Annotated in this window: 15 protein-coding genes and 1 other RNA gene; 13 read left to right on the top strand and 3 right to left on the bottom strand. The window is 71.7% G+C overall.

Going from position 1 to position 17,775, the window contains the following annotated elements; translation table 11 throughout:
• Nucleotide 1 precedes the first annotated feature (1 nt).
• Nucleotides 2–370 (bottom strand): YraN family protein, encoded by a 369-nt coding sequence (locus tag JR065_RS06635; protein ID WP_206233219.1) that lies wholly within the window; start codon nt 368–370, stop codon nt 2–4.
• Nucleotides 360–2,084, bottom strand: coding sequence for a penicillin-binding protein activator (locus JR065_RS06630; protein WP_206233218.1), 1,725 nt, complete (start codon nt 2,082–2,084; stop codon nt 360–362). Before JR065_RS06630 ends, JR065_RS06635 begins: the two co-directional genes overlap by 11 nt.
• Before the next feature lie 82 nt (nt 2,085–2,166).
• Here JR065_RS06630 and rsmI point away from each other — a divergent pair, with 82 nt between their 5' ends.
• Nucleotides 2,167–2,991 (top strand): 16S rRNA (cytidine(1402)-2'-O)-methyltransferase, encoded by an 825-nt coding sequence (rsmI, locus tag JR065_RS06625; protein ID WP_206233217.1) that lies wholly within the window; start codon nt 2,167–2,169, stop codon nt 2,989–2,991.
• Between the two features lie 68 nt (nt 2,992–3,059).
• Nucleotides 3,060–3,426, top strand: an RNA gene (gene rnpB / locus JR065_RS06620) — RNase P RNA component class A.
• 291 nt (nt 3,427–3,717) lie between these two features.
• Here rnpB and JR065_RS06615 read toward each other — a convergent pair.
• Nucleotides 3,718–4,509 (bottom strand): NRDE family protein, encoded by a 792-nt coding sequence (locus JR065_RS06615; RefSeq protein WP_206233216.1) that lies wholly within the window; start codon nt 4,507–4,509, stop codon nt 3,718–3,720.
• Nucleotides 4,510–4,846: 337 nt separating this feature from the next.
• Between JR065_RS06615 and mraZ the strand changes: the two genes are divergently transcribed.
• The 11 genes from mraZ to JR065_RS06560 are packed head-to-tail and all read left to right on the top strand — an operon-like array spanning nt 4,847 to nt 17,660.
• Complete coding sequence (gene mraZ / locus JR065_RS06610; protein ID WP_206233215.1) at nt 4,847–5,293, top strand: division/cell wall cluster transcriptional repressor MraZ; 447 nt, start codon at nt 4,847–4,849, stop codon at nt 5,291–5,293.
• A 14-nt stretch (nt 5,294–5,307) separates the two neighbouring features.
• Nucleotides 5,308–6,438: a 16S rRNA (cytosine(1402)-N(4))-methyltransferase RsmH gene (rsmH, locus tag JR065_RS06605; RefSeq protein WP_206233277.1), complete on the top strand. Its 1,131-nt coding sequence runs from the start codon at nt 5,308–5,310 to the stop codon at nt 6,436–6,438.
• Entirely contained in the window at nt 6,435–6,698 is a 264-nt protein-coding gene (gene ftsL, locus JR065_RS06600; RefSeq protein ID WP_206233214.1) for a cell division protein FtsL, read from the top strand. The genes rsmH and ftsL overlap by 4 nt, the downstream gene beginning before the upstream one ends.
• Nucleotides 6,695–8,551, top strand: coding sequence for a peptidoglycan D,D-transpeptidase FtsI family protein (locus JR065_RS06595; protein ID WP_206233213.1), 1,857 nt, complete (start codon nt 6,695–6,697; stop codon nt 8,549–8,551). Before ftsL ends, JR065_RS06595 begins: the two co-directional genes overlap by 4 nt.
• A gap of 8 nt (nt 8,552–8,559) precedes the next feature.
• Nucleotides 8,560–10,017 carry a UDP-N-acetylmuramoyl-L-alanyl-D-glutamate--2,6-diaminopimelate ligase gene (locus tag JR065_RS06590; RefSeq protein ID WP_206233276.1) on the top strand — a complete coding sequence of 486 codons (1,458 nt, stop codon included), beginning with the start codon at nt 8,560–8,562 and terminating at the stop codon, nt 10,015–10,017.
• On the top strand, nt 10,014–11,579 hold the full coding sequence (locus JR065_RS06585; RefSeq protein WP_206233211.1) for a UDP-N-acetylmuramoyl-tripeptide--D-alanyl-D-alanine ligase: 1,566 nt from the start codon (nt 10,014–10,016) through the stop codon (nt 11,577–11,579). The genes JR065_RS06590 and JR065_RS06585 overlap by 4 nt, the downstream gene beginning before the upstream one ends.
• On the top strand, nt 11,569–12,654 hold the full coding sequence (mraY, locus tag JR065_RS06580; protein WP_206233209.1) for a phospho-N-acetylmuramoyl-pentapeptide-transferase: 1,086 nt from the start codon (nt 11,569–11,571) through the stop codon (nt 12,652–12,654). Before JR065_RS06585 ends, mraY begins: the two co-directional genes overlap by 11 nt.
• The gene (ftsW, locus tag JR065_RS06575) at nt 12,654–13,976 is read left to right on the top strand and encodes a putative lipid II flippase FtsW (protein ID WP_206233207.1); all 1,323 of its coding nucleotides are present in this window, start codon (nt 12,654–12,656) and stop codon (nt 13,974–13,976) included. The genes mraY and ftsW overlap by 1 nt, the downstream gene beginning before the upstream one ends.
• A gap of 47 nt (nt 13,977–14,023) precedes the next feature.
• A complete protein-coding gene (gene murG, locus JR065_RS06570) occupies nt 14,024–15,265 on the top strand; it encodes an undecaprenyldiphospho-muramoylpentapeptide beta-N-acetylglucosaminyltransferase (RefSeq protein WP_206233275.1) in 1,242 nt (413 codons plus the stop codon).
• Nucleotides 15,262–16,698: a UDP-N-acetylmuramate--L-alanine ligase gene (gene murC, locus JR065_RS06565; protein WP_206233205.1), complete on the top strand. Its 1,437-nt coding sequence runs from the start codon at nt 15,262–15,264 to the stop codon at nt 16,696–16,698. The genes murG and murC overlap by 4 nt, the downstream gene beginning before the upstream one ends.
• Complete coding sequence (locus JR065_RS06560; protein WP_206233203.1) at nt 16,695–17,660, top strand: D-alanine--D-alanine ligase; 966 nt, start codon at nt 16,695–16,697, stop codon at nt 17,658–17,660. Before murC ends, JR065_RS06560 begins: the two co-directional genes overlap by 4 nt.
• The last annotated feature ends 115 nt before the right edge of the window (nt 17,661–17,775 follow it).

Here is a 17,775-nt window from a genome sequence, read left to right as displayed (position 1 = left end):
GTCAGCAGTCGTCGGCGCGGAACGCGTCGCGCAGCCAGGTCAGCCGCGGCGGCTCGCCCTCGGCCGCGACCACGTCGAAGCGGCACGGCCACTGCGCGTAGCGCGGGTGGCCGGCCAGGAACAGCTGCGCGGCGAGCAGCAGGCGGCGGCGCTTGCGCAGGTCCACCGAAGCGGCGCCGCCGCCGAACGCGGCGCTGCGCCGGTAGCGCACCTCGACGAACACCAGGCACTGCGCATGCTCCATCACCAGGTCCAGTTCGCCGCCGCGGTAGTTCACGTTGGCCGCGATCAGCCGCAGCCCGGCGCGCTCCAGTTCGGCGCGCGCCGCCGCTTCCACGTCGTTGCCGCGCTGCCGGCGGTCAACGCCCATCGGCGATCGGCGTCGCCCGCCCGCCGTTGAAGGTGGACCACGCCGGGGTACGCAGGATGTTGCCGAAGCCGTCCAGGTGCAGCACGCCGGTGGCGCCGCGCAGGCTGCTGTCGGCGCCGGTGGCGAGCTTTTCCAGGTAGGCGGTGATCTGCCAGGCGTCGTAGCCGAACGCGAACAGCCGTGCGGCCGGGCCGCGCGCGGTCGGCAGCATCTCGGCCACGGTGCCGGCCGCCGGCAGGCCGTTGACGCCGCGCGTGTTCCACAGCTCGCTCGGGTAGACGATGCCGTCGAGCGCCAGGTCGTCTTCCGGCTTGCCGGTGCCGAGCACCAGCTGCGAGGTGCCGACCCGGCTCTTGCCGGCGAAGCCGGCCAGCGCCAGCTGCGGCGCCAGCGCGCGCGCGGTCGCGCCCTTCACCGCCAGGAACACCGCATCGGCGGCGCCGGCGTTGCGCAGCTGCGCGCCGATGTCGCCCGGCGCGTCGGCGACGTTGACGCTGGCGGCGACCTGGCCGCCGCGCTCGCTGAAACGTTCGCGGAACGCGGCCACCGCGCGGCGGCCGGTGTCGTCGTTGCTGCCGATCACCAGCACGTTGCGGCGTTCGCGCGCCAGCAGGTATTCGGCGGCGGCGATGCCGTCGTCTTCCGGCGCCAGCGAGAAGCCGGCGTTGCCGCCGGGCGGGGCGCTGGTGCCGCGGTTGAGCGCCAGCAGCGGCACCGGCAGCGCATCGCGCGCGAACAGCGCGCTGACCTCGTCGCGGCCCAGCGGGCCGACCACGAAGTCGGCGCCGGCATTGATCGCCTTCTGGTAGGCGGCCAGCGCGCCGGCCGGGGTGCCGGTGGTGTCGATGAAGCTGATGTCCGGCCGGCGCCGGGTCTCGCCGTAGTAGCCGGCGAGCAGCCCGTCGCGCACCGGCGCGGCGGCGGTGGCCAGCGTGCCGGTCAGCGGCAGCAGCACCGCCAACCTGGCCGGCGGGCGGTAGCCGTCGCGCTCGGCCGGCGGCCGCTTGCTGGTGTCGAAGCCCCACTGCTCGCCCCGGTCGAACGGGCGCGGCAGCGGCAGGCCGCGGCTGATCAGCGCGCGGCCGGCGAAGTTGTACAGCGGGTCGCCGGCCGGCAGCGCGGCGGCGCGCGCCTGCAGCGTGGCGTCGTTCAACGCGGCCAGCTGGCGCACGATCGCGCGCTGGTTGTCGGTGCGCGCCTGCCCGGTCAGGCCGGCGTCGGCGCGGGCGCGCTCGTCCAGCGCCGCGTTGGCGTCGCCGCTGCCCTCCAGCGCCTGCGCGCGCGCCAGGTGCCAGCGCGCGCGCAGGTCCTGCGGCAGCGCCTGCGGATCGTTACCCAGCGCCTGCAGCGCCTGCGCCGGCTGGCGGTCGGCCAGCGCCAGTTCGGCGCCGAGCAGGCCCAGCCGCGCCTTGCTCAGCCCGGAGAGCTGGCGCGGCTGCACCTGCGCCGCCAGGCTGCGCGCGCGCGCCTTGTCGCCGGCCTCGTACCAGGCGAACGCCGCGTCGGCCAGCAGGTAGTTGCGCTCGCTGCCGCTGGCGGTGGCGGCCTGCGCCTCGAGCTGCTGCGCCGCCTCGCGCGGCTTGCCCTGCTCCAGCAGCGCGTTGGCCGCCGACCGCGCCGGCGACGCGCTCGGCGTCACGCGGGTGGTGGCGCAGCCGGCGAACAGCAGCGCCAGCAGCGACAGGGCGGAAATCCTTGCGAATCGCTTGTTCATTTCTGGTCCATTCGACGGGACGCGCCAAGGCGCGCCGGGGAAAACCGCTACGATTCTACCCTTGACCATGGAAAGCACGCAGATGAGCGCCAGCCCCGGAACCCTGCACGTCGTCGCCACGCCGATCGGCAACCTCGCCGACCTGACGCCGCGCGCGCAGGAGACGCTGCGCGGCGTGGCCGCGATCTGCGCCGAGGACACCCGCCGCAGCGGCCAGCTGCTGAGCCATTTCGGCATCGACAAGCCGTTGCTGGCGCTGCACGAACACAACGAGGACGCGCTGGCGCAGCGCCTGGTGGCGCGGCTGCTCGGCGGGGATTCGCTGGCGCTGGTCAGCGACGCCGGCACCCCGCTGGTCAGCGACCCGGGCTACCGGCTGGTGCGCGCGGCGCGCGAGGCCGGCGTCCGGGTCAGCCCGGTGCCGGGCGCGTGCGCGGCGATCGCCGCGCTCAGCGTGGCCGGCCTGCCCAGCGACCGTTTCAGCTTCGAAGGCTTCCTGCCGGCCAAGGCCGCGGCGCGGCGCGAGCGCCTGGCACGGCTGGCCGGCGAAACCCGCACCCTGGTGTTCTACGAATCCTCGCACCGCATCGCCGAGTCGCTGGGCGACTGCCGCGCCGCGTTCGGCGACGCGCGTGCGGCGGTGCTGGCGCGCGAGCTGACCAAGCTGTTCGAGACCGTGCTCGGCGGCACCCTGGCCGAGCTGCAGGCGCGGGTGGAGGCCGACGACAACCAGCGCAAGGGCGAGTTCGTGCTGGTGGTGCAGGGCGCCGGCGACGACGCCGACGCGCAGCTGGCCGAAGGCCGCCGCGTCTACGCCAAGCTCAGCGAGCACCTGCCGCCGTCCACCGCCGCCAAGCTCGCCGCGGAGATCACCGGCGCGCCGCGCAAGGCCTTGTACGGCGGCTGAGCCGCATGGACTCCCCGGCGCCGCGCCGGGAACATGCGGCCCGCCGCACGTGCGACAATGCGCGCGGCGGAGTCGGCCAGACAGTCGCGTCATCCCGGTGCATTTAGGTGCGTCGGGGTGCCGAGGAAAGTCCGGGCTCCACAGGGCAAGGTGCCAGGTAACGCCTGGGCGGCGCGAGCCGACGGACTAGTGCAACAGAAAGATACCGCCTACGTCTGCGCAAGCAGGCCGGTAAGGGTGAAATGGTGCGGTAAGAGCGCACCGCGAGTCCGGTAACGGACCGGCACGGCAAACCCCACCTGGAGCAAGACCAAATAGGGACCTCATGGCGCTGCCCGCGTCGGGTCCGGGTAGGTTGCTCGAGCGTACCGGTGATGGTGCGCCTAGAAGAATGACTGTCCACGACAGAACCCGGCTTATCGGCCGGCTCCGCCGCTTTTTTTCGCGCGTCGCGCTAAAAAAAGCCCCAAACTTTTGCGCAGCAAAAGTTTGGGCCCCAGGCCCTTGGCCTGCCAAATCCCCGCGGCTTCGCCGCGCCCCCTTTACAAAGGGGGCTTTGCTCCAGATGCGGGACCGGGACCGGAAGCGCCGGGAATGCCGCTTGCTTTTGCTCTTACCGGGTCCCTGGTCCCCGGTCACCGGTTCCGACCTCAAGACTCGGGACCGGGGACTCGGGACTCGGGACTCGGAAAAGCCGGAATGCCGCGCGTCGCTGTTGCTTTGCTCTTACCGGGTCCCGAGTCCCTGGTCCCCGGTCCCGAGCCCCTCCAGCCTCGTCTCCCCCAGAAACACCCCGTCCGCGCCGAAGCGGCGCTCGTGGATCCAGCCGCGGCCGGCGTGGTCCACCGCCACGATGGTGCTGGCGCGGGTGCCGTAGTCGCGGCCGCGGATGAAGGCCGGCGACAGGCGGCGTTCCAGCTCCAGGTCCACGCCGGTGTCGGGCAGCTCGGCGTCGGCGGCCACGGTCTCGTCGGCCAGCGCCTGCCACAGCGGCTGCAGGGTCTGTTCGCCGCTGTCCAGCCAGCGCGCCAGCGCCTCGCGCAGGCGCAGGGTCTTGGGCCAAGGCGCGTCGAGCGCGCCGTTGGACATGCCATGCAGGCCCGGGGACAGGCGTTGCCGCGCCAGCGGGTGGTTGCCCAGGTAGGTGGCGCCGTACGCGTCGGCCAGCAGCAGGTTGAACGGCGGGTAGTCGTCGGCGCGCGCGGCCAGCGCCGCGGCGAAGGCGTCCGCGCCGGCGTCGTGGCCGCCTAGGTAGTCGGCGACCAGGGCGCCGCGCGAGGCGCCGGACATGGTCGCCAGCGGATCGCGCACGTTGGTGACCACCGCGCAGCGGCCGGCGTCGCTCAGCCCCACCCAGGTACCGCCGGAGCGCAGGTCGCGCCCGGCCAGCACCTGCGCCTGCGGGGCCGGCCAGCGCTGCAGCGGCGCGGTCGGGCGGGCGTGGAATTCGTCGCGGTTGCCGGCCAGCAGCAGGCGCCAGCGCGGGTGGATCTGCAAAGCGAGGGCGACCAGACACATGCCGCGATTGTGCCGTTCTTGTGCCGGCTTTGCGCAGTCCGCTGGCGGCCGGCGAAACCGGAGGGCGGCGGCGGGGCGTCGCCTTAACGGCCCGTACACACCCCTGAATTTCAGCCCAATCTCAAAATATGAGACGAAACAGCAACTTGTGGATAAGCTTTGAACAAGTCTCTAAAGAACGGCGCAAGCCATTGATGCGGCAGGCGATTTGTGGGTCGCAAAGTTGTTGACAACCTTTTGCGCGCTGCTAAGGTGGGCACCTGAGGGAAAACCGGGGTTTTTGTGGTTTTTCGTGGTTCAATGACCGCCCAGGCGGATTTGGAAAGGTGTAGGCGTCGTGTTTCAAGGCGAGACCGCGATCACAGTGGACGACAAGGGGCGTATGGCGGTTCCCACCGCGTACCGCGACCTCGTCGCGCGTGCGAGCGGCAATCGCCTGGTGCTGACCTACAACCCGTTCGAGGCCGGCTGCCTGTGGCTGTACGCGGAGAAGGAGTGGGAGCGGGTCCGTGACGACGTCATGGCCAAGCCCAACACCCAGCGCGTGGTGCGGGTCCTGCAGCAGAAGCTGGTCGGTTCGTCGGCCGCGCTGGAGCTGGACGCCAACAGCCGCATCACCATCCCGCCGAGCCACCGTGCCGCGGTCGGCATCGAGAAGCGCGCCGTGCTGCTTGGCATGGGCGACAAGTTCGAATTGTGGAGCGAGCAGGCTCATCGCGCACTGATCCAGCAGACGCTGTCTGACGAGGATCTGAGCGATGGGTTGCTCGACCTGAAGTTGTGAGCCGGGGTGTCCGGATGCGCGGGCAGGCGCAGGCCGGTCACCTCCCGGGGACGCAACCGCCGGCGGCGCACTTGCCGGTGTTGTTCGCGCAGGTCATGGACGGGCTGCAGGTGATCGAAAACGGAATCTATCTGGATGGCACGTTCGGGCGTGGCGGACACGCGCGCGGGGTGCTGCAACGACTCGGCCCAGGAGGCCGGCTGCTGCTGATGGACAAGGATCCCGAGGCGATCGCGGAAGCCGAACATGGGTTCGGTGGCGATGCGCGCGTGACGATCCACCGCGGCAGCTTTGCCGAGCTGGGGCAGTGGGACGCGGCGAACGGGCTGGACGGCGTGCTGTTCGACCTGGGCGTGTCCTCGCCGCAGCTGGACGTGGCCGAACGCGGCTTCAGCTTCGGCAAGGACGGCCCGCTGGACATGCGCATGGACCCGGACAGCGGCGAAAGCGCCGCGCAGTGGCTGGCGCGCGCCGACGAGCGCGACATCGCCGACGTGCTGTGGACCTACGGCGAGGAGCGCATGAGCCGGCGCATCGCGCGCGCGATCGTGGCCCGCCGCGCCGAGCAGCCGCTGACCCGCACCGCGCAGCTGGCCGAGCTGATCGCCTCGGTGATGCCTCGCGGCGAGAAGATCCACCCGGCCACGCGCAGCTTCCAGGCCATCCGCATCCACATCAACCGCGAGCTGGCCGATCTGCAAGCCGGGCTGGACGCGGCGCTGGCCAAGCTCCGGCCCGGCGGCCGGCTGGCGGTGATCAGCTTCCACTCGCTGGAAGACCGCATCGTCAAGCAGTTCATGAACCGCCACGCCAAGGCCCCGCCGAGCAATCGCCGCCTGCCCGAAGCGCAGGCGTTCGTGCCGACGCTGCAACTGCACGGCGGCGCGATCAAGGCCGACGCCGACGAACTGGCCGCCAACCCGCGCGCGCGCAGCGCGGTGCTGCGGGTGGCCGAGAAGCTGGGAGAGCCGGGACTCGGGACCCGGGACTCGGGACCCGACAGGAGCTCGGGACTCGGGACTCGCGACTCGGGACCCGGTGGAAGCAACAGCAGCAGTGATCGGTCGGCGCGCGGGTTGAGCTTTTCACGAGTCCCGAGTCCCGAGTCCCGAGTCCCGGCGCCGCTCCACGGGAGCGCGCCATGAGCCGCCTGCTGCTCGTCATCCTGCTCGCCTGCACCGTCGCCTCGGCGATCGGCGTGGTGTACATGCGCCACCGCCATCGCCAGCTGTTCGTGGAGCTGTCGCGGCTGGAGCACGACCGCGACGAGCTGAACATCGAATTCGGCCGGCTGCAGCTGGAGCAGGCGACCTGGGCCGAGAGCAACCGCGTCGACCAGGTCGCGCGCGAGCGGCTGGGGATGAAGTTCCCCGAGACCGGCGACATCGTCGTGGTGCGGCCATGAACAAGACCGGCCGCAACCGTTCCCGCAGCCACTTCAACCTGCGCGGCCGGCTGATGCTGGTCGGCGCGGCGCTGGGCCTGTGCTCGGTGACGCTGATCGGCCGCGCCGCCTACGTGCAGCTGGTCAACAGCGACTTCTACCAGCGCCAGGGCGAGGCGCGCTACCTGCGCGAACTGCCGATCGCCACCTCGCGCGGCATGATCACCGACCGCAACGGCGAGCCGCTGGCGGTGTCCACGCCGGTGGAGTCGATCTGGGTCAACCCGCAGGAGCTGCTGCGCAGCCCCGACCGCATCCCGCAGCTGGCGCAGGCGCTGGAGCTGCCGGCCGACGAGCTGACCGCCAAGCTGTCGCAGAAGGCCGACAAGGAGTTCATGTACCTCAAGCGCCGGATCAACCCGGACAAGGCGCATGCGGTGGTCGCGCTGGGCATTCCCGGGGTGTTCTCGCAGCGTGAGTTCCGCCGCTTCTACCCGCAGGGCGAGGCGATGGCGCACGTGCTGGGCTTCACCAACATCGACGACCGCGGCCAGGAAGGGCTGGAGCTGGCGTTCGACGAATGGCTGCGCGGCAAGCCCGGCTCCAAGCGCGTGATCCGCGACCGCAAGGGCGCGATCGTGGAGAGCATCGATCTGGTCAAGCCGGCCGAGCCGGGCAAGGACCTGACCCTGAGCATCGACCGCCGCATCCAGTTCCTGGCCTACAAGGAGCTGCGCAACGCGCTGATCGAGAACAAGGCCGCCGGCGGTTCGATCGTGGTGATGGACGTGGCCACCGGCGAGATCATGGCGATGGTCAACCTGCCGACCTACAACCCGAACTCGGTCAGCGGCATCAATTCCGACGCGCGCCGCAACCGCGCGGTCACCGACCTGGTGGAGCCGGGTTCGACGATGAAGCCGCTGACGGTGGCCACCGCGCTGACCGCCGGCGTGGTGACCAAGGACACCGTGGTCGACACCAACCCCGGCTACATGGCCGTGGGCCGCTTCACCATCCGCGACGTGCCGCGCAACAACGGCGTGCTCAACGTGACCGGGGTGATCACCCGCAGTTCCAACATCGGCGCGGCCAAGATCGCGGCCAAGGTGCCGGACCAGACCTTCTACCAGTCGATCCGCAACTTCGGCTACGGCACGGCGCCGCACAGCGGCTTTCCGGGCGAGTCGGCCGGCGTGGTGCTGCAGCCGGCGCGCTGGAGCGGCCCGTCCAAGACCACGATGTCCTACGGCTACGGCCTGTCGGTGACGCCGCTGCAGATCGCGCGCGCCTATTGCGCGCTCGGCAACGGCGGCAAGCTGGTGACGCCGACCTTCGTCAAGGGCCAGCACGAGGAAACCCAGGACGTGCTGCAGCCGGAGGTGGCCAAGCAGGTGGTGGCGATGATGGAGACGGTGGTGACCCAGGGCGGCGCCAAGGGCGCGGCGATCCTGGGCTACCACGTCGCTGGCAAGACCGGCACCGCGCGCAAGACCGGGCCGGGCGGCTACGAGCGCGGCCACTACAACTCGCTGTTCGCCGGCCTGGTGCCGGCGACCAAGCCGCGCTTCGCCACGGTCATCGTCATCAACGATCCGCAGGGCGCCAAGTACTACGGCGGCCTGGTCTCCGCGCCGGTGTTCCACAACGTGATGGAAGGCGCGCTGCGGCTGATGGACGTGCCGCCGGACGACATCCAGGCGTGGCTGGCGGCGCAGGCCGCCGGCAAGAGCGGCCATGCGCCGCCGCCGGCAGCGGTCGAGCCGGACCCGGCCAGCGTGCCCGACGCGGCGATGGAAGTGGACGCGGCGCTGCCCAGCGCGCGCGCCGCCGCCGCGCCGCTGCCGGCGCCGCTGCAGGAGGTGCGCCAGTGAGCCGGGCGATGGCCTTGTCGCAGTTGCTGCCGGACCTGGCGCTGGACCGCGATGCGCAGGTGTCCGGGCTGGTGATGGACAGCCGCCAGGTGCAGCCGGGCGATGCCTTCGTGGCCATCGCCGGCTTCGGCGCGCATGGGCTGGGTTTCGTCGAACAGGCGCGCGTGCAGGGCGCGGCGGCGATCCTGTTCGAGCCGCCGGCGCCGGCCGAGCTCGCGCCGCCGGCCGATGCGATCGCGGTGCCCGGGCTGCGCGCGCGCATGGGCGCGATGGCCGACCAGTTCCATGGCCACCCGTCGCAGACGATGACGATGGTCGGGGTGACCGGCACCAACGGCAAGACCTCCACCGTGCAGCTGCTCGCGCAGGCCTGGCAGCGCCTGGGCACGCGCAGCGGCAGCATCGGCACGCTGGGCGTGGGTCTGTACGGCGAGGTGGTGCCGACCGGTTTCACCACCCCGCTGGTGCTGCAGGTGCATGCGCTGCTGGCGCAGCTGCGCGACGGCGGCGCGCAGGCGGTGGCGATGGAAGTGAGTTCGCACGCGCTGCAGCAGGGGCGGGTGGACGCGGTGCATTTCGACGTCGCGGTGTTCACCAACCTCACCCGCGACCATCTCGACTACCACGGCGACATGGCCGGCTACGGCGCGGCCAAGGCGCGCCTGTTCGCCACGCCCGGGCTGAAGTCGGCGGTGGTGAACCTGGACGACGAGTTCGGCCGCGCGCTGTTCGCGCGGCTGGACCCGGCGCTGCAGCGCATCGGCGTCAGCTCGCGCGGCCAGGCCGGCGCGACGCTGCGCAGCGAGGCGCTGCGCCTGGACGCGCGCGGCATCGCCTTCGAGCTGTGCGTGGGCGATGCGCGGCATCCGGTGCGCTCGGCGCTGCTCGGCCGCTTCAACGTCGACAACCTGCTGGCGGTGGCCGGCGCGCTGCACGCGCTGGACGTGGCGCCGGCGCACATCGCCGCGACGCTGTCGCAGCTGCAGCCGATCCACGGCCGCATGAACCGGCTCGGCGGCGAGCCGGGGCAGCCGCTGGTGGTGATCGACTACGCGCACACCCCCGACGCGCTGGAACAGGCGCTGGGCAGCCTGCGCGGGCACGTGCAGGGCCGGCTGCTGTGCGTGTTCGGCTGCGGCGGCGAGCGCGACAGCGGCAAACGTCCGCAGATGGCGGCGATCGCGCAGCGCCTGGCCGACGTGGTCGTGGTCACCGACGACAACCCGCGCGGCGAGGACGGCGACCGCATCGTCGCCGACATCCTCGCCGGCTTCGACCGCCCGCAGGCGGCGATCGTGCAGCGCGACCGCGCGCAGGCCATCGCCCAGGCCATCGCCCAGGCCGCGGGCGAGGACATCGTGCTGGTCGCCGGCAAGGGCCACGAGCCGTACCAGGAGATCGCAGGTATCAAGCATCCGTTCGACGATACCCAGGTCGCCGCCAAGGCGCTGGAGGCACGGCGATGAAACGTCTTCCGCTGTCGCTGATCGCGCACTGGGCCGGCGGCGAGCTGCACGGCGACGACGCGGCGATCGACGCGATCGCCCACGACACCCGCGCGCTGGCGCCCGGCAGCCTGTACGTGGCGCTGCGCGGCGAGCGCTTCGACGGCCACGACTTCGCCGCCGACGCCGCGCTGCGCGGCGCCGGCGCGCTGCTGGTCGAGCGCCTGCTGCTGGAGATCGAGCTGCCGCAGATCCTGGTCGCCGACAGCCAGCTGGCGCTGGCGCGGATCGCCGCCGGCATGCAGCGCGACCGCGCCACCCGCGTGGCCGCGATCACCGGCAGCAACGGCAAGACCAGTGTCAAGGCGCTGCTGCTGGCGATCCTGCAGCACGCCTGCCGCGTGCGCGGCGGCAGCGTCTACGCCAACCCGGGCAACCGCAACAACGAGATCGGCCTGCCGCTGGCGGTGATCGAGGCGCCGGACGACGCCGACTACGCGATCTACGAGATGGGCGCCGGCAAGCCGGGCGACATCGCCTACCTGACCGACATCGTCGCCCCGCACGTGGCGCTGGTGAACAACGTCGCCCCGGCGCACCTGGAGCGCATGGGCAGCCTGCTCGGCGTGGCCCAGACCAAGGGCGCGATCTACGCCGCGCTGCCGGCCGACGGCACCGCGGTGATCAATGCCGACGACGCGTTCGGGCTGTGGTTCGAACAGCGCCTGCAGTCGCCGGTGGCGCCGCGGCTGCTGCGCTTCGGCCTGCAGGCCAGCGCCGAGGTCACCGCCACGCAGCTGCGCATGCATGCGGACCGTTCGCAGTTCGTGCTGGTCACCCCGCAGGGCGAGGCGGAGGCGACGTTGCCGCTGCCGGGCCGGCACAACCTGATGAACGCGCTGGCCGCCGCGTCGCTGGCGCTGGCGCTGGACGTGGCGCCGGCGCTGATCGTGGCCGGGCTGGCGCAGGTGCGCCCGGTGCCCGGGCGGCAGATCGCGCACACGCTGCCGGGCGGCGCGGTGCTGATCGACGACAGCTACAACGCCAACCCCGGCTCGCTGGCCGCGGCGATCGACGCGCTGGCCGCGGCCGGCGGCGAACGCTGGCTGGTGCTCGGCGACATGCGCGAGCTCGGCGCCGAGGCCGAGGCGCTGCACGCCAGCGGCGGCCGCCGCGCGCGCGACGCAGGCCTGACCCGGCTGTACGCGCTGGGCGAACTCAGCGCCATCGCCGCGCAGGCCTTCGGCGAGAACGGCCGGGTGTTCGACAGCCATGCGGCGTTGGTGGCGGCGTTGCAGCGCGATATCGCCGCGGTTGCCGGGACTCGGGACTCGGGACTGGGGACTCGGGAACAGCGGAATCAAGAGCAGGAACCAGAGCAGATGCATGAGAACACCGGTGCGGCGGCAGATGGCGCTGCGCCTTTACGAGTCCCGAGTCCCGAGTCCCGAGTCCCGGCTTCACTGAGTCCCGAGTCCCGAGTCCCGGCCACGATCCTGGTCAAAGGCTCCCGCGGCAGCGCCATGGACCGGATCGTGAGCGCGCTGCTGGCGCACGGGGAGGAGACGCCGCATGCTGCTTGAACTGACCCGTTGGCTGCAGCAGCTGGAGAGCCTGTTCGGGCTGTTCGGCTATCTGACCTTCCGCGGCATCCTCGCCGCGTTGACCTCGCTGTTCCTGTCACTGTGGCTGGGGCCGGCGGTGATCCGCAAGCTGGCGCAGTTCAAGGGCGGCCAGCCGATCCGCCAGGACGGCCCGCAGACCCACTTCTCCAAGGCCGGCACGCCGACCATGGGCGGGTCGATGATCCTGATCACCGTGCTGCTGTCGGTGCTGCTGTGGGGCGACCTGCGCAACCGCTACGTGTGGCTGGTGCTGGCGGTGATGATCGCCTTCGGCGTGATCGGCTGGTACGACGACTGGATCAAGATCGTGCGCCGCGATCCCAACGGGCTGAAGTCGCGCTGGAAATACCTGCTGCAGTCGATCTTCGGCCTGGCCGCGGGCCTGTTCCTGTACTACACCGCCGACGTGCCGGCGGCGATCACCTTCTACATCCCCATGTTCAAGGCGATCGCGCTGCCGCTGGCCGGGATCAGCTTCGTCGCCATCGCCTACTTCTGGATCGTCGGCTTCTCCAACGCGGTGAACCTGACCGACGGCCTGGACGGGCTGGCGATCATGCCCACGGTGCTGGTGGCCTGCGCGCTGGGCGTGTTCGCCTATGCGTCGGGCAACATGGTGTTCTCCGAATACCTGAAGATCCCGGCCATTCCCGGCGCCGGCGAACTGGTCATCATCTGCGCGGCGATCGCCGGCGCGGGGCTGGGCTTCCTGTGGTTCAACACCTACCCGGCGATGGTGTTCATGGGCGACATCGGCGCGCTGGCGCTGGGCGCGGTGCTGGGCACCATCGCGGTGATCGTGCGCCAGGAACTGGTGCTGGTGATCATGGGCGGCGTGTTCGTGGTCGAGACGCTGTCGGTGATGATCCAGGTCGCCTCGTTCAAGCTCACCGGCAAGCGCGTGTTCCGCATGGCGCCGATCCACCACCACTTCGAACTGAAGGGCTGGCCGGAGCCGCGGGTGATCGTGCGCTTCTGGATCATCTCGGTGGTGCTGGTGCTGGTCGGCCTGGCCACGTTGAAGGTGCGCTGATGAACGAGACCGCGCGCCAGGCCACCCGACTGGACGCCATCGGCGGCCGCTACGATCCGTGGCTGCTCGGCGCCGCGGTGGCGCTGGCCTCGCTGGGCGTGGTGATGGTCGGTTCCAGTTCGATCGAGCTGACCGTCAGCCCGTTCTACTACCTGACCCGGCACCTGCTGTTCCTCGGCATCGGCATCGGCCTGGCGTTCTGGACCATGCGCACGGAGCTGAAGAACATCGAGCAGTACAACCAGCTGTTGCTGCTGGCCTGCTTCGCGCTGCTGATCGTGGTGTTCGTGCCCGGCCTGGGCAGCAGCGTCAACGGCGCGCGGCGCTGGATCAACCTGGGCATCTCCAAGTTCCAGACCGTCGAAGCGGTGAAGGTGCTGTACATCGTGTGGCTGTCCAGCTACCTGGTGCGCTTCCGCGACGAGGTCAACGCGACCTGGCCGGCGATGCTCAAGCCGCTGGGCGTGGCCGTGGCGCTGGTCGCCCTGCTGCTGATGCAGCCGGACTTCGGCTCCTCCACGCTGCTGCTGGCGATCACCGCCGGCATGCTGGTGCTGGGCGGGGTCAACCTGCCGCGCATGTCGATGCCGATCGTGATCGGCCTGCCGGTGTTCGCCTTCATCGCGATCCTGGAACCGTACCGGCTGCGCCGCATCACCTCGTTCCTGGACCCATGGGCCGACCAGCTCGGTTCCGGCTACCAGCTGTCCAACGCGCTGATGGCGGTGGGCCGCGGCGAATGGTTCGGCGTCGGCCTGGGCGGCTCGGTGCAGAAGCTCAACTACCTGCCCGAGGCGCACACCGACTTCATCTTCTCGGTGATCGCCGAGGAACTGGGCTTCGTCGGCGTGTGCCTGATCGTGGCGCTGTATGCGCTGCTGGTCGGGCGCGCGTTCTGGCTGGGCATGCGCTGCGTGGAGATGAAGCGCCACTTCTCCGGCTACATCGCCTTCGGCATCGGCCTGTGGATCAGCCTGCAGAGCTTCGTCTCGGTCGGGGTGAACCTGGGGATCCTGCCGACCAAGGGCCTGACCCTGCCGTTGATCTCGGCCGGCGGCTCCAGCGTGCTGATGACCTGCGTGGCGATGGGCCTGCTGCTGCGCGTGTCCTACGAACTGGACCGTGCTGAGCGCCAGGTGGCGCGGGTGCGCAGCGACGCCGCGCCGGTGGCCACGCAGACCGTGGACAGCGCCGCCGACCTGCAGGCCGCGCGCGACGCCAGCGCCAGCGCGGTGGCCGCGGCGATCCAGGCCAGCTCGCCGGCGCGCGGCACCAGCCGCATGCAGCCGCGCGTGGAACCGACGTTCGGGAGGATCTCGTGAGCGCGACTGTCTCGCAGCCCGCGTCCGGCGCCCAGGCGCGTCCGGTGATGATCCTTGCCGGCGGCACCGGCGGGCACATCTTCCCGGCGCTGGCGGTGGCCAAGGTGCTGCGCGCGCGCGGCGTGCCGGTGACCTGGCTCGGCGCCGACGGCGCGATGGAGACGCGGCTGGTGCCGCAGCACGGCATCACGCTGGACACGCTGGCGATCGGCGGCCTGCGCGGCAAGGGCAAGCTGGCGCTGCTCGGCGCGCCGCTGCGGGTGATGCGCGCGATCCGCGCCGCCGGCTTCATCCTGCGCGACCGCGCGCCGCGCGCAGTGATCAGTTTCGGCGGTTTCGCCGCCGGTCCCGGCGGCATGGCGGCGCGACTGCTGAAGCTGCCGCTGCTGGTGCACGAACAGAACCGCGCGCCGGGCTTCACCAACAAGGTGCTGTCGCGCTTCGCGCGGCGCGTGCTGACCGGCTTTCCGGGCAGCTTCGCCGCGCGCGAGGAGGCCGTGGGCAACCCGGTGCGCGAGGAAATCGCCGCGCTCGCGCCGCCGGCGCAGCGCCTGCGCGCGCGCGACGGCGCGGTGCGGCTGCTGGTGCTCGGCGGCAGCCAGGGCGCACGGGTGCTGAACCAGGCGCTGCCGACCGCGCTGGCGGCGCTGGCGATGCAGGTCGAGGTGCGCCACCAGTGCGGCGAGAAGCTGCGCGAGGAAGCCGCGGCGGCGTACGCGCAGGCCGGCGTGGCCGCCAGCGTCGAAGCGTTCATCGCCGACATGGCCGCCGCCTACGCCTGGGCCGACCTGGTGGTGTGCCGCGCCGGCGCCTCGACCCTGGCCGAGCTGTGCGCGGTCGGCGTGGGCAGCGTGCTGGTGCCGTTCGCCGCCGCCGTGGACGACCACCAGACCCGCAACGCCGAATACCTGGTCGAACGCGGCGCCGCCGTGCTGCTGAAGCAGGACGAGGCGCTGGCGGTCAATCTGCAAGGCGTGCTGCGCGACCTGCTCGCCAACCCGGGCAAGCGCCTGGCGATGGCCGAAGCCGCGCGCACCCTGGCCAAGCCGGATGCGGCCGAGCGCATCGCGGACATCATTTTGGAAGAAGCCGGGACTCGGGACTCGGGACGTGGTGGAGCCGGGACTCGGGACTCGGGACTCGGGACTCGCAACCGGCAAGAACAAGAGCAAAAGCATATGCAAGCAGACGATTCCAACGGGGTGGCGCGTAGCGCCATCGCTTCGCTTTCCCCGAGTCCCGAGTCCCGGGTCCCGAGTCCCGCCGCCTCCGCAGGAGGCGCCGCATGATCCGCCGCCTCCACGACACCGGCGACCTGGTCCGCGCGTTCCCGCGGGTGCACTTCGTCGGCATCGGCGGCACCGGCATGAGCGGCATCGCCGAGGTCATGCTGACCCTGGGCTACGAGGTGTCCGGTTCGGACAACGCCGACAATGCGGCGACGCGGCGCCTGGCCACGCTCGGCGCGCGGGTGATGCGCGGGCATTCGGCAGCCAACGTGCTCGGCACCGACTGCGTGGTGGTGTCCAGCGCGATCCGCGACGACAACCCGGAGCTGATGGAGGCGCGCAGCCAGCGCATCCCGATCATGCCGCGCGCGGCGATGCTGGCCGAGCTGATGCGCTTCCGCCGCGGCATCGCGGTGGCCGGCACCCACGGCAAGACCACCACCACCAGCCTGGCCGCGGCGGTGCTCAGCGAAGGCGGGCTGGACCCGACCTTCGTCATCGGCGGCCAGCTGCTCGCCGCCGGCGCCAACGCCAAGCTCGGCGGCGGCCAGTGGCTGGTGGCCGAGGCCGACGAGAGCGATGGCAGCTTCCTGCGCCTGAACCCGCTGATCTCGGTGATCACCAACATCGATGCCGACCACCTGGAGAACTACGGCAACGATTTCGCCCGCGTGCAGGCCGCGTTCGCCGAATTCCTGCAGCGCCTGCCGTTCTACGGGCTGGCGGTGCTGTGCATCGACGATCCGGAAGTGGCCGCGCTGGCGGCGAAGACGCCGCGCCACGTGATGAGCTACGGGCTCAGCGAGAACGCCGACGTGCGCGCCGAAGACGTGGTCCAGGACGGCCCGCGCATGCGCTTCACCCTGCGCCTGCCCGAAGGCAGCAGCACGCCGGTGACGCTGGCGCTGCCGGGCCGGCACAACGTGCTCAACGCGCTGGCCGCCGCGGCGATCGGCTGGCAGCTGGGAGTGAGCCCGCAGGCCATCGCCAGCGCGCTGCAGGGCTTCGCCGGCATCGGCCGCCGCTTCAACGACCTGGGCGAGGTCACCACCGCGCACGGCGCGCGCGTGCGCGTGGTCGACGACTACGGCCATCACCCGCGCGAACTGGCGGCGGTGTTCGCCGCCGCACGCGGCGGCTGGCCGGACAAGCGCCTGGTGGTCGCGTTCCAGCCGCACCGCTACAGCCGCACCCGCGACCAGTTCGACGCGTTCGCCGCGGTGCTGTCGGAAGTCGATGCGCTGGTGCTCAGCGAGGTCTACCCGGCCGGCGAGGCGCCGATTCCCGGCGCCGATGCGCGTTCGCTGGCGCGCGCGATCCGCGCGCGCGGCCGCAGCGAGCCGGTGGTGGTCGGGCAGGTCGCCGAACTGAGCGTGGTGCTGCCGGACGTGCTGCAGGACGGCGACCTGCTGCTGATGATGGGCGCCGGCGACATCGGCTACGTCGCCCAGCAGATCGCGCAGGACGGATTCGTCGGAGGCGGCAGCGCATGAGCGAGATGCATTTTCCGCCGCCGCGCCACACCGACCCGGCCGTGTTCGGGCGCGTGGCCGTGCTGCTCGGCGGCACCTCCAGCGAACGCGAGGTGTCGCTGGATTCGGGCCGCAACGTGCTGGAGGCCTTGCGCGCGCGCGGCGTCGACGCCACCGCGGTGGACGGCATCGCGGCGCTGGCGCAGGCGCTGGTGGACAAGCGCTTCGACCGCGTGTTCAACGTGCTGCACGGCCACAACGGCGGCGGCGAAGACGGCATCGTGCAGGGCCTGATGCAGGCCTTCGGCGTGCCCTACACCGGCTCGGGCGTGCTCGGTTCGGCGTTGAGCATGGACAAGGTGCGCACCAAGCAGGTGTGGCTGTCGCTGGGCCTGCCGACGCCGCGCTACGTGCGCCTGGCGGCGGCGGACGCCGCGCAGGGCGGCGCGATCCACGCCGCCGCCGCGCAGCTGGGCCTGCCGGTGATCGTCAAGCCCGCCAACGAGGGCTCCAGCGTCGGCATCAGCCGCGTGTTCGAGGACGCGCAGCTGGACGAGGCGGTGGCGCTGGCCGCGCGCTACGACGGCGAGCTGCTGATGGAGCAGATGGTGGTCGGCGACGAACTGACCGTGGCGATCCTCGGCGACCGGGCACTGCCGTCGATCCGCATCGTGCCCAAGGGCCAGTGGTACGACTACCACGCCAAGTACGTGGCCGAGGACACGCAGTACCTGTGCCCGGGCCTGGACGGCGACGACGAACGCGCGCTCGGCGCGCTGGCGCTGGCCGCGTTCCGCGCCGCCGGCTGCCGCGGCTGGGGCCGCGTCGACGTGATGCGCGACCGGGACAGCGGCGAGTTCTTCCTGCTCGAGGCGAACACCGCCCCGGGCATGACCAGCCATTCGCTGGTGCCCAAGGCCGCACGCCAGGCCGGCATCGGTTTCGAGGAACTGGTGTGGCGGGTGCTGGAGCAGACGCTATGAAGCCGGGACCGGGGACCGGGGACCGGGGACCCGGAACAACGGCGCCATGCGTGCGGACAAACCGCGCATACGCCCGCAGCAGGGAAGCGCCGTGCGGCTGCTTTCCCGGTCCCCG

The sequence above is a fragment of the Xanthomonas sp. genome, from assembly GCF_017163755.1.
Taxonomy (GTDB): Bacteria; Pseudomonadota; Gammaproteobacteria; order Xanthomonadales; family Xanthomonadaceae; genus Xanthomonas_A.
The sequence above is the reverse complement of the archived record's forward strand: the minus strand, read 5'-3'. Positions and strand labels throughout refer to the sequence as shown.

Bases quoted from the DNA above. Each gene is read 5' to 3' on its own strand.
- JR065_RS06635 (WP_206233219.1), bottom strand. From the start codon at position 370: ATGGGCGTTGACCGCCGGCAGCGCGGCAACGACGTGGAAGCGGCGGCG.
- JR065_RS06630 (WP_206233218.1), bottom strand. From the start codon at position 2,084: ATGAACAAGCGATTCGCAAGGATTTCCGCCCTGTCGCTGCTGGCGCTG.
- rsmI (WP_206233217.1), top strand. From the start codon at position 2,167: ATGAGCGCCAGCCCCGGAACCCTGCACGTCGTCGCCACGCCGATCGGC.
- JR065_RS06615 (WP_206233216.1), bottom strand. From the start codon at position 4,509: ATGTGTCTGGTCGCCCTCGCTTTGCAGATCCACCCGCGCTGGCGCCTG.
- rsmH (WP_206233277.1), top strand. From the start codon at position 5,308: ATGCGCGGGCAGGCGCAGGCCGGTCACCTCCCGGGGACGCAACCGCCG.
- ftsL (WP_206233214.1), top strand. From the start codon at position 6,435: ATGAGCCGCCTGCTGCTCGTCATCCTGCTCGCCTGCACCGTCGCCTCG.
- JR065_RS06595 (WP_206233213.1), top strand. From the start codon at position 6,695: ATGAACAAGACCGGCCGCAACCGTTCCCGCAGCCACTTCAACCTGCGC.
- JR065_RS06590 (WP_206233276.1), top strand. From the start codon at position 8,560: ATGGCCTTGTCGCAGTTGCTGCCGGACCTGGCGCTGGACCGCGATGCG.
- JR065_RS06585 (WP_206233211.1), top strand. From the start codon at position 10,014: ATGAAACGTCTTCCGCTGTCGCTGATCGCGCACTGGGCCGGCGGCGAG.
- mraY (WP_206233209.1), top strand. From the start codon at position 11,569: ATGCTGCTTGAACTGACCCGTTGGCTGCAGCAGCTGGAGAGCCTGTTC.
- ftsW (WP_206233207.1), top strand. From the start codon at position 12,654: ATGAACGAGACCGCGCGCCAGGCCACCCGACTGGACGCCATCGGCGGC.
- murG (WP_206233275.1), top strand. From the start codon at position 14,024: ATGATCCTTGCCGGCGGCACCGGCGGGCACATCTTCCCGGCGCTGGCG.
- murC (WP_206233205.1), top strand. From the start codon at position 15,262: ATGATCCGCCGCCTCCACGACACCGGCGACCTGGTCCGCGCGTTCCCG.
- JR065_RS06560 (WP_206233203.1), top strand. From the start codon at position 16,695: ATGAGCGAGATGCATTTTCCGCCGCCGCGCCACACCGACCCGGCCGTG.